Here is a 12621-nt window from a genome sequence, read left to right on the forward strand (position 1 = left end):
CTGGAGGTGCCGAAGCAGGTCTTCGCGCACGGCTGGCTGCTCGTCGGCGGCGAGAAGATGTCGAAGTCGAAGCTGACCGGCATCGCGCCGCACCAGATCACGGACGTGTTCGGCTCCGACGCGTTCCGCTACTACTTCCTCCGCGCGATCCCGTTCGGTCAGGACGGCTCGTTCTCGTGGGAGGACCTCGCCGCGCGCTACCAGGCGGAGCTCGCGAACGGCTTCGGGAACCTCGCCTCCCGGGTCATCGCGATGATCACCCGGTACCGCGGCGGCGCGGTGCCGGAGGCGGGGGAGCCGAACGAGCGCGAGCTGCACCTCAGCGAGACCGTGCGGAACGCGACCGTGCAGGCCGACCTCGCGATCGAGCGGATGGCGCCGCACGAGGCCGTCGCGGCGATCTGGTCGATCGTCGACGAGCTGAACGGGTACCTGACGCTCGAGGAGCCGTGGAAGCTCGCGAAGGATCCGGCAGCCGCGGGACGGCTCGACGCCGTGCTCGCGACGGCGGCGGAGGGCCTGCGGGCGCTCGCCGTGCTGCTGTCGCCGGTGATCCCGGGAGCGACCGCGAAGCTCTGGGCGGCGCTCGGCGCGGAGGCGGCGCTCGGCCGGCTCGTCGACCAGCGCCTCCGGGCGGCCGGCGACTGGGGGCAGCTGCCCGCCGGCACGGAGGTCACCGCGCTCGAGCCGCTCTTCCCGCGCATCGACCAGGACGTCCTCGATGCGTAGGTGCATTTTGTAGGGGCTTGTGCGCGACGAAGTGGCCAGTATCCCCGTCAAAATGCACCGGGGGGTGCCGCGTGGCTGACCGGAGCTATCCGCCGCTGCCCGAGGCGCTGCGGGTGCCGGTCTACGACGACCACACGCACATCGACCCGTTCTCCGGGCCGGGCTGGTTCGACGGCGAAGGGGAGCCGCTCGACTGGCGTGAGCAGCTCGACCGCGCCTCCGTCGCGGGGGTGAAAGGGGTCGTCCAGGTCGGCACGGACGTCGAGTCGAGCCGCTGGTCCGCGGAGCACGCCGCCATCGACCCGCGGATGCTCGCCGCCGTCGCGATCCACCCGAACGACGCGGCGGTCCTCGAGGCGGAGGGGGGCCTCGACGACGCGCTCGCCGTGATCGACGAGCTCGCCGCGCAGCCCCGTGTGCGCGCGGTCGGCGAGACCGGGCTCGACTTCTACCGGACGGGTGAGGAGGGGCGCGCCGCCCAGTTCCGCTCCTTCGAGGCGCACATCGACATCGCGAAGCGCCACGGCGCCGCGCTGCAGATCCACGACCGCGACGCCCACGTGGAGGTCGTCGACACGCTCCTGCGGGTCGGCGCCCCCGAGCGGACCGTCTTCCACTGCTTCTCCGGCGACGCCGGACTCGCCCGCCTCGCCGCCGCGCACGGCTGGTACCTCTCCTTCGCGGGCACGGTCACGTTCAAGAACGCGGAGGACCTGCGCGCGGCCCTCCGCGTCACGCCCCGCGACCGCCTCCTGGTCGAGACGGATGCGCCGTGGCTCGCGCCCGCGCCCGTGCGGGGCCGGCCGAACGCGCCCTACCTCGTGCCACACACGCTGCGCTTCATGGCGGAGGTGCTGGAGACGGACCCGTCGATGCTCGCCGCCCAGATCGCGAGCAACGCGGAGGCGGTCTACGGCAGCTGGACCGACGACGCGCCGGACCGCTCCGGCCGCTGACGCTCAGTCCGGCAGCGGGTGCGCGGCGGCGTACTCGCCGAGCGCCCGGGTGCGCCTGCGCAGCAGGACGACCGCGGCGACGACGGTCGCGATGAGGAGCGTCATGACGGCGCCGAGCAGCCATCCGGCCCCGGGGAGGTCGTTCCCGGAGGGCCCGAGCAGGGTGAGCGCCAGGATCGCGACGACCGCGAGCGCGTTCGTCGTCGACTGCGTCACCTGCAGCCGGATCCACGCCGGCGCGGCGACGGCGTACCGCGCGGCGCGGACCTGCTCGTCCGCGGTCAGCGCCTCCGGCTTCCCGCGCACCGCGCGTCCGATGCGCCGCGCGGAGGAGGCGTCGCCGCCGAGCAGATCGCGGACGCGGCCAGCCATGCCGACGGCGACCGTGAGCATCCCGATGGAGGCGCCGAGCCCGGCGCCGACGGGCGCGAACACGACGGCGCTCGGCGCGTTCCCGCTCCTCGCGAGCGGCAGCAGGAGGAGCGCCCCGGTCAGGATGCCGACCGCGAGCCCGATCGCCGCACCGATGCCGCCGCGCCGCCAGCCGACCGCGACCCGGGCGCGGAATGCGTCGAGCCCGCCCTCGGGCCGGCCGCGACGCAGCTCGACGCGCCTGGCGGTGCGGCCGAGCGCGATCGCCGCCGGATCGAGTGCCGCCGCGATCGCCACGAGCACGACCGCCGCGACGACGAGACCGCTCCGGGCGAGCGTCAGCACGATCAGGCCGATCGCCCCTGCGCCCTGCACCGCGAGCAGCACGCCGAGCGTCACCCGCAGCCTTCGGCGGGCGCTCGCATCCCAGCTCCAGTAGCTCGCGAACACGCCCGCGAGCATCGGCGGCGTCGCGAGCGCGCACACGGCCAGCGACCCGAGGGCGAGTCGGGTGCCGTCCGGCGTACCGATCACCTCGGCGAACGCGAGCAGCGCGATGCCCGCGTACAGCACACCGGTCGTGAGCAGCACGACGATGATGCGGAGCAGCGTGGGCATCGGAACTCCTGGTCAGATCGCAGAACTGTAGCGTGCGCGCCGCCGGGGGGCGCCCGGAGGCGCTACGGTGGCGCAGCCGCTGAGAAGGGAGCGCGATGGTCCGCAGGCTCGTGATCGCGGCGATCCTCGCCGTGCTGCTCGTCGTGCTGCAGCTCGTCTTCGCGCACGCGGGCATCGGAGCCGCGCTGCTGACGGGCCTGATCGCGTTCGTCGTCGCGTTCGTCGTACTGCTCGTCTCCGACCGCTGGTTCACGAAGACCGGCCGCTGACCCCGCCTCAGGCCCGGATGCGCTCGGGGTGCGTGTAGACGGTGAAGGAGCGGCCGCGGCTGAACCCGACGAGGGTGATGCCGGCGTCCTCCGCGAGCTCGGCCGCGAGGGAGGAGGGGGCGCTCACCGCGGCGAGCACGGGGATCCCGGCCATGCGCGCCTTCTGCACGAGCTCGAACGACGCCCGGCCGGAGACCTGGAGCACCGTGTGCGAGAGCGGGAGCAGCCCCTCGGTGAGCGCGTGCCCGACGACCTTGTCGACCGCGTTGTGCCGCCCCACGTCCTCCCGCACGACCAGCGGCTCGCCGTCCGCGTCGAACAGGCCGGCCGCGTGCACCCCGCCGGTCGCGTCGAACAGCGACTGCGCGGCGCGGAGCCGGTCCGGCAGGGCGGCGATCACCGCCTCCTGCACCGTCAGCCCGACCGGCAGGATCGGGTAGGCGGAGGCGGTCCGCACCGCGTCGATGGACGCGAGCCCGCACACGCCGCAGGCGCTCGTCGTGTAGAGCGTGCGGGCGCGCTCCGCCGCGTGCACCACGCCCCGGCCGGTGACGGTCGCGTCGACGATGTTGAACGTCGGCTCGCCGTCGATCCCGATCCCGGAGACGGTGCGCATGTCGGGCAGGTCCTCCCGCGACACGACGACGCCCTCCGAGACGAGGAACCCCGCGACCAGGTCGAAGTCGTCGCCGGGGGTGCGCATCGTCACGCTGAACCGGGCGCCGTTCACGCGCACCTCGAGGGGCTCCTCGAGCGCGAGCACGTCCTCCCGCGACCGCGCCTCGTCGCCGAGCCGGATCGTGCGCACCCGCCGTCGCGCGATCAGCCTCATCCTGCGATGATCCCACCGCGCTCCGGGGAGCACGGACGTACCATTCGGCCAGGAGGCGGTCATGGGCGACGACACCACCGCGCGAGCGGAGCAGAACATCGACGACGCGCAACTGCGGGTCACGAAGCCGCGGACGCACGCGACGGGTTGGCCGGCGATCGGCCACTCGCTGCAGACGGGCGAGGAGCAGATGGGCGCCGTCCGCACCACACGGACGCTGCTCGACATCAACCAGGTCCGCGGCTACGACTGCATGAGCTGCGCGTGGCCCGACCCCGAGCCCTCCCGCCGGTCGCCGGCCGAGTTCTGCGAGAGCGGGGCGAAGGCCGTCGCGGAGGAGGCCACGAAGCGCCGGGTGACCCCCGAGTTCTTCGCCGCGCACCCGGTCGCGGAGCTCGAGTCGTGGGACGACTACGCGCTCGGCCAGCAGGGCCGCATCACCGAGCCGATGCTGCTGGAGGAGGGGGACACCCACTACCGGCCCGTCACCTGGGACCGCGCGTTCGACGTCGTGAAGGAGGAGATCGACCGGCTCGACTCCCCGGACGAGGCGGTGTTCTACACCTCCGGGCGCACGAGCAACGAGGCCGCGTTCGTCTACCAGCTGTTCGTGCGCTCGCTCGGCACGAACAACCTGCCCGACTGCTCCAACATGTGCCACGAGTCCACGACGCGGGCGCTGACCCAGACCATCGGGATCGGCAAGGCGTCGGTCTCGATCGACGACATCGAGCACGCCGACCTGATCATCATCGCCGGCCAGAACCCGGGCACGAACGCGCCGCGGATGCTCACCCGCCTCGAGAACCAGAAGAAGCACGGCGGCCGCATCGTCGCGGTGAACCCGCTCCGGGAGGCGGGCCTGCTCCACTTCGACAACCCGCAGTCCGTCCGCGGCCTCGTGTTCCGGGGACGGCAGCTCGCGGACGAGTTCCTGCAGATCCGCCTCGGCGGTGACCAGGCCCTGTTCCAGGCGCTCGGCAAGGTGCTGCTCGAGCTCGAGGACGCGAAGCCGGGGAGCGTGCTCGACGCGGACTTCATCGAGCACTACACGGAGGGGTTCGACGCCTGGCGCGACCAGGTCCGCAGCGTCGGGTGGGCGGAGATCGAGCGGGCCAGCGGCCTCAGCGAGCAGCAGATCCGCACCGTCGGCCGGATGATCGCGGAGGCGAAGAGCGTCATCATCGCCTGGGCGATGGGGCTGACCCAGCACACGAACGCCGTCGCGACGATCCGCGACCTCACGAGCCTCCTGCTCGCGACGGGGAACATCGGCCGCCCGGGCGCGGGCCTCCTGCCGGTCCGCGGGCACTCGAACGTGCAGGGCGACCGCACGATGGGCATCTGGGAGCAGATGCCGAAGCCGTTCCACGAGCGGCTCGACGCGGAGTTCGGGTTCGAGTCCCCGACCGAGAAGGGCTTCGACACGGTCGAGGCGCTGAAGGCGATGCACGAGGGCCGGGCCCGGGTGTTCATGGGGCTCGGCGGGAACTTCGCGAAGGCGACGCCGGACACGGCGGCGACCGAGGCGGTGATGCGGACGCTCGCGCTCACCGTGCACGTGTCGACGAAGCTCAACCGGTCGCACGTGGTGCACGGCAAGCGGGCGCTGATCCTGCCGTGCCTCGGCCGCACCGAGATCGACCTGCAGGCCTCCGGACCGCAGCGCGTCAGCGTGGAGGACACGGTCAGCGCGGTGCACGGTTCGCACGGGCACCTCGAGCCGGCGTCGCCGCACCTCCGCAGCGAGGTGGCCATCGTGACCGGGATCGCGGAGCGCGTGCTCGCCGGCCGCACGAACACCGCGAACGCGGACTGGGCGGCGATGCGCGACGACTACCGGGTGATCCGCAAGCACATCTCCCACGTGGTGCCGGGCTTCGAGGCCTACGAGGAGAAGCTCGACCGGCCCGGCGGCTTCGTGCTGCCCCACGCGCCGCGCGACACCCGCCACTTCACCACCAACACCGCGGGCGGCAAGGACGCGAAGGCGCAGTTCACCGCGAACCCGCTCGAGTACCCGGAGGTGCCGGAGGGACGCCTGCTGCTGCAGACCATCCGGTCGCACGACCAGTTCAACACCACGATCTACGGCAAGGACGATCGCTACCGCGGCGTGCACGGCGCACGGAAGGTCGTGCTCGTGCACCCGCTCGACCTCGAGGCGCGCGGGCTGAAGGAGGGCGACCTGGTCGACCTGATCAGCGAGTGGACCGACGGCTCCGAGCGACGGGCGGAGGGGTGGCGCGCGGTGCCGTACAACACGCCGCGCGGGAACGCGGCCGCCTACTACCCGGAGGCGAACGTGCTCATCCCGCTCGGCTCCTCCGCGAAGGAGAGCAACACCCCGGTGGCGAAGGCGATCGTGGTGCGGCTCGAGCCCGCAGGGGTCCCCGTCCCGGCCTGATCCGCACCTCGCTCGTCGCGTCGCTCACCAGGGGAGCGGCAGCACCTCCACGCGCGCGCCCTCGGCCACGCCGTCCGGCGGCACGACGGCGAGCACGTCGGACGCGGCGAGGCCGCGCAGCATGTTCGGCCGGGTCGCGGGCGCCGGGCGCAGCGTCGCGTCGCAGGGGACGAGCGAGGTCCCGCCCGCCCAGCCGGGCAGCGCGCAGGTCGCGATGCGGGCGGCGGGCGCTGCCGGGGTCGCCAGCGTCAACGCGTCGATCACCGGCGGCAGGAACGACAGGAGCACCGCGACCGCGGCGAGCGGGTTGCCCGGCAGCGCCAGCAGGGGCCGGCCGTCCGGGAGGCGGGCGAGGAGCGCGGGATGCCCCGGCCGCATCGCGACGCCGTCGAACACGGTCTCCGCGCCGCCGATCGCCTCCCGCAGCCGGTCGGCGCCGCTGCGCCCCGTGCCGCCGACCGTCACCACCACCGCCGCGTCGGCGAGCCCGTCGATCGCCGTGCGGATGGCGACCGGGTCGTCGCCGGCGCGCGCGGGCGGGAGCGGGGCGCCGCCGAGGCGCGCGGCGGCGAGCGGCAGCAGCGGGTCGAACGCGTCCCGCACCCGGCCGGACGGCGGCGCGCCGTGCAGCACGACCTCGTCCCCGGTGAGCACGAACCCGATCCGGGGCGCGGGGCGCACTGCGACGTCGTCGAGTCCGGCGATCGCGAGGACGGCGACGTGCGCCGGGCTCAAGCGCGTGCGGGCCCCCACGAGCACCGCCCCCGCGGGCGACTCCTCACCCGCGAGGCGGACGTGCGAGCGCCGCGGATCGCGCTCGCCGCGCACGACGCCGTCCGCTGCGGTGCCCCGCTCGACCGGCACCACGGCCTCGGTTCCGGCCGGGAGCGCGGCGCCCGTCACGACGACCCGCGCCTCGCCCGGGGCGAGGCGCGACGCCGTCGTCAGCCGCCACGGCCCCGGTCCCGCGACGGCCCAGCCGTCCATCGCGGAGGAGTCGTAGTGGGGCACCGGGCGCGGTGCGACCACGTCGGCGTCGGCCACGGCGCCGACCGCGTCCCGGAGGGCGAGCACCGTCGCCGGCCCGGCCGCCTGCGCGGCCGCCATCGCGCGCGCCTCCGCCCACGGCACCCCGTGCGGGCGCTCGCTCATCCCCGCGTCGCCGCGCGCGCTCGCTCGATCGCCGCGGCGATCTCCTCCGCCGAGCCGCCGGCGAGGCCCGCCGCGTAGCCGGCGAGGAAGGTCGTGATCGGCGCTGCTGGGCGCACGACCGCGTGCGCGGCCTCCCCGGCGAGCCCGAGGATCGCGTCGCGCCCGACCGGCACGTCCGCGAGCCCGAGCGCCTCGGCCAGCGTCGACCACCAGCGGTCCAGTGCCGCGTCCACGTCCTCGCTCATGACGCCTCCTCACCCGGCAGGACCACGCCGGCCCGTCGCGCGTCCGCAACCGTATCGACGTCCGCTTCCAGACCGGGTGGGAGGCGCACGGTCGCGAGGGCGAGGCCCCCGAGCAGCGCCTTCAGCGGCCGGTCCGCCGGATCGCCGAGGGCGCGCGCGGCCGCGTGCAGGGCCGCGGCGCGGTAGCGGCCGAGCAGCCACTGCACCCGGCCGTCCTCGTCGACGGCCACGACCCCGTCGGGGCCGGCCGGCGCGGCGAGCAGCGCGGGCAGCGCCTCCGGGAGGCGGGGGAGGTCCACCGCGAGCAGCAGCACCTCCTGCGCCTCCGGCAGCGCCCCCAGCCCCGCGACGACCGCCGCGGCCGGTCCGGACCGCGGCGGCACCTCCTGCACGGTCGGCACGCCCGCGCGCGGCGGACCGACGACCACGGTCTCGATCCCGCGGAGCGCGTCGAGCGCGCGGTCGAGCAGCGGCTCGCCGCCCAGGCGCAGCGCCGCCTTGTCGACGCCGCCGAGCCGGGATCCGGCGCCTCCGGCCAGCAGCACCGCCCCGATCGTCACGCCTCCACTCTCGCGGATCCGGAGAAATCCGACGACACGCCGTCCACCGAGGCCGGCGGACGGCGTGTCGTGCGTTTCTTCCGGATCCGCGAAGTCAGGCGGCCTTGATGTAGTCGTTCGGGTTGAGCACGTACTTCCGCGCCGCACCGGCGTCGAACTCCGCGTAGCCGCGGGGCGCGTCCTCCAGCGAGATCGGCGTGGCGTTCACGGCCTTCGCGATCTGCACCTTGTCGTGCAGGATCGCCATCATCAGCTGCCGGTTGTACCGCATCACCGGGCACTGACCCGTGGTGAAGGACAGCGACTTCGCCCAGCCGAGCCCGAGGCGGAGGGAGAGCGAGCCGGTCTTCGCCGCCTCGTCCACGCCGCCGGGATCGCCCGTGACGTACAGCCCCGGGATCCCGAGCGCGCCGCCCGCGGCGGTGAGTCCCATCAGCGAGTTCAGCACCGTCGCCGGCGCCTCGCCCGCACCCCTGCCGTGCCCGCGCGCCTCGAAGCCGACCGCGTCGACCGCGCTGTCCACCTCCGGCACCCCGAGGATCTGCTCGATCTGGTCCTGCGGTTCGCCCTTCGAGAGGTCCACGGTCTCGCAGCCGAACGAGCGCGCCTGCGCGAGCCGCTCCTCCTTCATGTCCGCGACGATGACGACCGCGGCGCCGAGCAGCTGCGAGCTCACGGCGGCCGCGAGGCCGACGGGGCCGGCCCCGGCGATGTACACCGTGGATCCCGGGCCGACCTTGGCGCTGAACGCGCCGTGGAACCCGGTCGGGAAGATGTCGGACAGCATCGCGAGGTCGAGGATCTTCTCGAGCGCCTGGTCGCGGTCCGGGAACTTGAGCAGATTCCAGTCCGCGTAGGGGACGAGCACGTACTCCGCCTGGCCGCCGACCCAGCCGCCCATGTCGACGTAGCCGTAGGCGCTGCCCGGCCGGTCCGGGTTCACATTCAGGCAGATGCCGGTCTTGCCCTCCTTGCAGTTCCGACAGCGACCGCAGGAGATGTTGAACGGCACCGAGACGATGTCGCCCTGCTTGATGAACTCCACGTCGGAGCCGGTCTCGACGACCTCGCCGGTGATCTCGTGCCCGAGCACGAGGTCCTTCGGTGCGGTCGTGCGCCCGCGGACCATGTGCTGATCGGAGCCGCAGATGTTCGTCGCGACGGTCCTCAGGATGACGCCGTGGTTGACCTTCCTGCCCACGTTCGCCGGGTTGACGCCCGGGCCGTCGTGCAGCTGGAAGTCGGGGTAGGGGATGTCGATGACCTCGACCTTGCCAGGGCCCTTGTAGGCCACCGCGTGGTTGTGGTCGTGGTTCTGCGCCATGTTCGCCGCTCCATCGTCGTGTCCGCCGGTCGACGGTCTCGACCGACGCCCGGCGACGTGCGGAGCTCAGCAGCCGGCGTCGCCGCCGGGCCCGGGCAGGCTCCGTCCGGAGGTGGGCCCGCACCAGGGCCCTTCGGCTCTTGCGCTACCAGCGGGCGTGGATCGCGGCGCGGAAGGTCTCGTCGTAGATCGCGTGCACGCCCTCGTCGAACGCGGCCCCGAGCGGCGGGATCGCGCCCGCCGCGGCGTTCGACTCGGCCTGCGCCACCGAGCGCGCGCCGGGGATGACGCTCGTCACGCCGGGCTGCTGCACCACCCAGGCGAGCGCGGCCTGGGCGGGCGTCGTGCCGGCGGGTGCCTCGGCCGCGACGAGCGCCGAGAACCGCCGCGCCGCGGCGACGCCCTGCTCGTAGTCGACGCCCGAGAAGGTCTCCCCCTGGTCGAACGCCTCCCCGTGCCGGTTGTACGACCGGTGGTCGTCCGCGCCGAACTCGGTGCGCTCGTCGTACTTGCCGGAGAGCAGCCCGGAGGCGAGCGGGACGCGCGCCAGCACCCCGACGCCCGCCTCCTGAGCCGCGGGCAGCACGGCGTCGAGCGGCTTCAGCCGGAACGCGTTGAGGATGATCTGCACCGTCGCGACGTGGGGCCTGGCGATCGCGGTGAGCGCCTGCTGCGTCTCCTCGACGGAGACGCCGTACGCGGCGATCGCGCCCTCCGACACGAGCGTGTCCAGCGCGTCGAAGACGGCGTCGTCCTCGAACACCGCCGTCGGCGGGCAGTGCAGCTGCACGAGGTCGAGCGTCTCCTGCCCGAGGTTGCGCCGCGAGCGGTCCGTCCACTCGCGGAAGTGCGGCAGGACGTAGTTCGACGGCACCTGGTCGGCGCGGCGCCCCATCTTCGTGGCGACGGTCACCCCCGCGCCGGGGTTCGCCGCGAGCCAGCCCCCGATCAGGCGCTCGCTGCGGCCGTCGCCGTACACGTCCGCGGTGTCGACCAGGGTCACGCCCGCGGCCGCGGAGGCGTCGAGCACGGCGCGGGCGTCCGCCTCCGAGACCTCGCCCCAGTCGCCCCCGAGCTGCCAGGTGCCGAGCCCCACCACCGAGACGGTGCGTCCGGTGCGGCCGAGCGTACGGGTGGGCATCAGGTCGTCGTCGAGCATGCGGACATCCTCGCGCCTCCACCCTGAGGCCTACGCTCGCACCGTGAGCGCCGCCGCCTCCCTCCGCGACACCCTCCGGGTGCCGCAGGGGCCCGTCAGCATCGCCGGCTTCGACTCGGGCGCGAAGCCGTTCGGGGGAGCGGCGCCCGACCACGACGCCCACGAGCTCGCCGCGCTGCAGGAGCGGCTGTGGGCGGAGGCGACCGTCGGCGGCTCGCGCCGGATCCTCGTCGTGCTGCAGGGGATGGACACCGCGGGCAAGGGCGGGGTCGTGTCGCACGCGATCGGCCTGCTCGGGCCGATCGGCGTCGAGTACACCGCGTTCAAGAAGCCGACGCAGGAGGAGCTCGAGCACGACTTCCTCTGGCGCATCCGGCGGCGGGTGCCCGGGCCCGGCATGATCGGCGTGTTCGACCGCAGCCACTACGAGGACGTGCTGATCGTCCGGGTGCACGACCTCGTGCCTGAGGCGGAGTGGGAGGCGCGGTACGACGCCATCAACGCGTTCGAGCAGGAGCTCGTCGACGGCGGCACCACGCTGCTCAAGGTCTTCCTCCACGTCTCCTACGACGTGCAGCGGGAGCGCCTGCTGCGGCGCCTCGATCAGCCGGACAAGCACTGGAAGTTCGACGTCGCCGACATCGACGAGCGCGGGCGGTGGGACGACTACCAGTCGGCCTACGACGCGCTCCTCGAGCGCTGCAACACCGACGCCGCCCCCTGGTACGTCGTGCCAGCCGACCACAAGAAGTACCGGAACTGGGCCGTCGCCGAGCTGCTGCGCGAGACCCTCGTCGAGCTCGACCCCCGGCACCCGCACCCGCCGCTCGACGTCGAGGCGCTCCGCGCCAGGCTCGCGCCGCCGCACTGAGCCGCCCGGAGGCTCGGGCAACCGCTCACCCGCTCCCTCCTACGCTGGTCCCGCACAACAGCGGAAGGCGGAGACGATGGAGTACCGGTACCTCGGTCGGAGCGGGTTCAAGATCTCGGAGATCACCTACGGCAACTGGGTGACGGCCGCGAGCCAGGTCGAGAACGAGCAGGCGATCGCGAACGTGCACGCGGCACTCGACGCGGGCATCTCGACGTTCGACACGGCGGACGTGTACGCGAACACGGGCGCCGAGTCGGTGCTCGGGGAGGCGCTGAAGGGCACGCGCCGCCAGTCGATCGAGATCTTCACGAAGGTCTTCGGCCCGACCGGCCCGAAGGGGCACAACGACGTCGGGCTGTCGCGCAAGCACATCCTCGAGTCGATCGACGGCTCGCTCCAGCGGCTCGGCACGGACTACGTCGACCTGTACCAGGCGCACCGGTTCGACCACTTCACGCCGCTCGAGGAGACGATGCAGGCGTTCGCCGACCTCGTCCGGATGGGCAAGGTGCTCTACGTCGGCGTCTCGGAGTGGACCGCGGACCAGCTGCGGCAGGGCGCGGCGCTCGCGAAGGAGCTGGGGTTCCAGCTGATCTCGAACCAGCCCGAGTACTCGGCGCTGTGGCGGGTCATCGAGGGCGAGGTCGTCCCGGCATCGGAGGAGCTCGGCATCTCGCAGGTCGTCTGGTCGCCGATCGCGCAGGGCGTGCTCACCGGCAAGTACGTCCCCGGTCAGCCGCACCCGCAGGGGAGCCGCGCGACCGACGAGAAGGGCGGCGCGAACTTCATCAAGCGGTGGCTGCAGGACGACGTGCTGCAGCGCGTGCAGGATCTGAAGCCGATCGCGGCGGAGCTCGACCTGTCGCTCGCCCAGCTCGCCGTGGCGTGGGTGCTGCAGAACGACAACGTCGCGACGGCGATCATCGGCGCCTCCCGGCCCGAGCAGGTCACGGAGAACGCGAAGGCCGCGGGCGTCGTCATCCCGGCCGAGCTGATGGCCAGGATCGACGAGGTGCTCGGTGACGCGGTCGAGCGCGACACGTCGATCACCGCGACCCGCAGCCCGAGCCAGCGCGAGGCCTGACCTGCATTTCGAAGGGGTTTCTGCGCGGCGGAGCCGCGCA

At 73.6% G+C, this 12621-nt stretch carries 13 protein-coding genes; 6 read left to right on the forward strand and 7 right to left on the reverse strand.

What is annotated here, in order from left to right; translation table 11 throughout:
- Positions 1 to 729 (forward strand): class I tRNA ligase family protein (locus tag ACTHLI_RS09140; RefSeq protein ID WP_440182927.1); only part of this gene is annotated, 729 nt, incomplete at its 5' end.
- Positions 730 to 800: 71 nt separating this feature from the next.
- Entirely contained in the window at positions 801 to 1685 is an 885-nt protein-coding gene (locus ACTHLI_RS09145; RefSeq protein WP_440182929.1) for a TatD family hydrolase, read from the forward strand.
- A gap of 3 nt (positions 1686 to 1688) precedes the next feature.
- Here ACTHLI_RS09145 and ACTHLI_RS09150 read toward each other — a convergent pair whose 3' ends face one another.
- On the reverse strand, positions 1689 to 2675 hold the full coding sequence (locus ACTHLI_RS09150; protein WP_440182931.1) for a hypothetical protein: 987 nt from the start codon (positions 2673 to 2675) through the stop codon (positions 1689 to 1691).
- A gap of 95 nt (positions 2676 to 2770) precedes the next feature.
- On the opposite strand from ACTHLI_RS09150, the gene ACTHLI_RS09155 reads away from it, so the two are divergent.
- Positions 2771 to 2944, forward strand: a complete 174-nt coding sequence (locus ACTHLI_RS09155) for a hypothetical protein (RefSeq protein ID WP_440182933.1) — start codon at positions 2771 to 2773, stop codon at positions 2942 to 2944.
- Between the two features lie 7 nt (positions 2945 to 2951).
- Here the strand turns inward: ACTHLI_RS09155 and fdhD are convergent, their stop codons facing one another.
- The gene (fdhD, locus tag ACTHLI_RS09160; protein ID WP_440182935.1) at positions 2952 to 3776 is read right to left on the reverse strand and encodes a formate dehydrogenase accessory sulfurtransferase FdhD; all 825 of its coding nucleotides are present in this window, start codon (positions 3774 to 3776) and stop codon (positions 2952 to 2954) included.
- Positions 3777 to 3837: 61 nt separating this feature from the next.
- On the opposite strand from fdhD, the gene ACTHLI_RS09165 reads away from it, so the two are divergent.
- Positions 3838 to 6183, forward strand: coding sequence for an FdhF/YdeP family oxidoreductase (locus ACTHLI_RS09165; protein WP_440182937.1), 2346 nt, complete (start codon positions 3838 to 3840; stop codon positions 6181 to 6183).
- A gap of 24 nt (positions 6184 to 6207) precedes the next feature.
- Here the strand turns inward: ACTHLI_RS09165 and ACTHLI_RS09170 are convergent, their stop codons facing one another.
- From ACTHLI_RS09170 to ACTHLI_RS09190, 5 genes are all read right to left on the reverse strand, one after another.
- Positions 6208 to 7335: a molybdopterin molybdotransferase MoeA gene (locus ACTHLI_RS09170; protein WP_440182939.1), complete on the reverse strand. Its 1128-nt coding sequence runs from the start codon at positions 7333 to 7335 to the stop codon at positions 6208 to 6210.
- Positions 7332 to 7580, reverse strand: coding sequence for a DUF6457 domain-containing protein (locus ACTHLI_RS09175; RefSeq protein WP_440182941.1), 249 nt, complete (start codon positions 7578 to 7580; stop codon positions 7332 to 7334). Before ACTHLI_RS09175 ends, ACTHLI_RS09170 begins: the two co-directional genes overlap by 4 nt.
- Positions 7577 to 8140, reverse strand: a complete 564-nt coding sequence (mobA, locus tag ACTHLI_RS09180; RefSeq protein ID WP_440182943.1) for a molybdenum cofactor guanylyltransferase — start codon at positions 8138 to 8140, stop codon at positions 7577 to 7579. Before mobA ends, ACTHLI_RS09175 begins: the two co-directional genes overlap by 4 nt.
- A 94-nt stretch (positions 8141 to 8234) precedes the next feature.
- Complete coding sequence (gene fdhA, locus ACTHLI_RS09185; protein ID WP_440182945.1) at positions 8235 to 9464, reverse strand: formaldehyde dehydrogenase, glutathione-independent; 1230 nt, start codon at positions 9462 to 9464, stop codon at positions 8235 to 8237.
- Positions 9465 to 9609: 145 nt separating this feature from the next.
- The gene (locus ACTHLI_RS09190; RefSeq protein WP_440182966.1) at positions 9610 to 10605 is read right to left on the reverse strand and encodes an aldo/keto reductase; all 996 of its coding nucleotides are present in this window, start codon (positions 10603 to 10605) and stop codon (positions 9610 to 9612) included.
- A gap of 61 nt (positions 10606 to 10666) precedes the next feature.
- Here ACTHLI_RS09190 and ACTHLI_RS09195 point away from each other — a divergent pair, with 61 nt between their 5' ends.
- Positions 10667 to 11494, forward strand: a complete 828-nt coding sequence (locus ACTHLI_RS09195) for a PPK2 family polyphosphate kinase (RefSeq protein ID WP_440182946.1) — start codon at positions 10667 to 10669, stop codon at positions 11492 to 11494.
- Between the two features lie 76 nt (positions 11495 to 11570).
- Complete coding sequence (locus ACTHLI_RS09200; protein WP_440182947.1) at positions 11571 to 12581, forward strand: aldo/keto reductase family protein; 1011 nt, start codon at positions 11571 to 11573, stop codon at positions 12579 to 12581.
- The last annotated feature ends 40 nt before the right edge of the window (positions 12582 to 12621 follow it).

Source organism: Amnibacterium sp., assembly GCF_051956055.1.
Classification (GTDB): domain Bacteria; phylum Actinomycetota; class Actinomycetes; order Actinomycetales; family Microbacteriaceae; genus Amnibacterium.

Excerpts from the sequence above, each read along its gene's own strand:
- ACTHLI_RS09170 (WP_440182939.1), bottom strand. The coding sequence starts at position 7,335 with ATGAGCGAGCGCCCGCACGGGGTGCCGTGGGCGGAGGCGCGCGCGATG.
- ACTHLI_RS09150 (WP_440182931.1), bottom strand. The coding sequence starts at position 2,675 with ATGCCCACGCTGCTCCGCATCATCGTCGTGCTGCTCACGACCGGTGTG.
- ACTHLI_RS09155 (WP_440182933.1), top strand. The coding sequence starts at position 2,771 with ATGGTCCGCAGGCTCGTGATCGCGGCGATCCTCGCCGTGCTGCTCGTC.
- ACTHLI_RS09190 (WP_440182966.1), bottom strand. The coding sequence starts at position 10,605 with ATGCCCACCCGTACGCTCGGCCGCACCGGACGCACCGTCTCGGTGGTG.
- ACTHLI_RS09200 (WP_440182947.1), top strand. The coding sequence starts at position 11,571 with ATGGAGTACCGGTACCTCGGTCGGAGCGGGTTCAAGATCTCGGAGATC.
- fdhD (WP_440182935.1), bottom strand. The coding sequence starts at position 3,776 with ATGAGGCTGATCGCGCGACGGCGGGTGCGCACGATCCGGCTCGGCGAC.
- fdhA (WP_440182945.1), bottom strand. The coding sequence starts at position 9,464 with ATGGCGCAGAACCACGACCACAACCACGCGGTGGCCTACAAGGGCCCT.
- ACTHLI_RS09175 (WP_440182941.1), bottom strand. The coding sequence starts at position 7,580 with ATGAGCGAGGACGTGGACGCGGCACTGGACCGCTGGTGGTCGACGCTG.
- ACTHLI_RS09165 (WP_440182937.1), top strand. The coding sequence starts at position 3,838 with ATGGGCGACGACACCACCGCGCGAGCGGAGCAGAACATCGACGACGCG.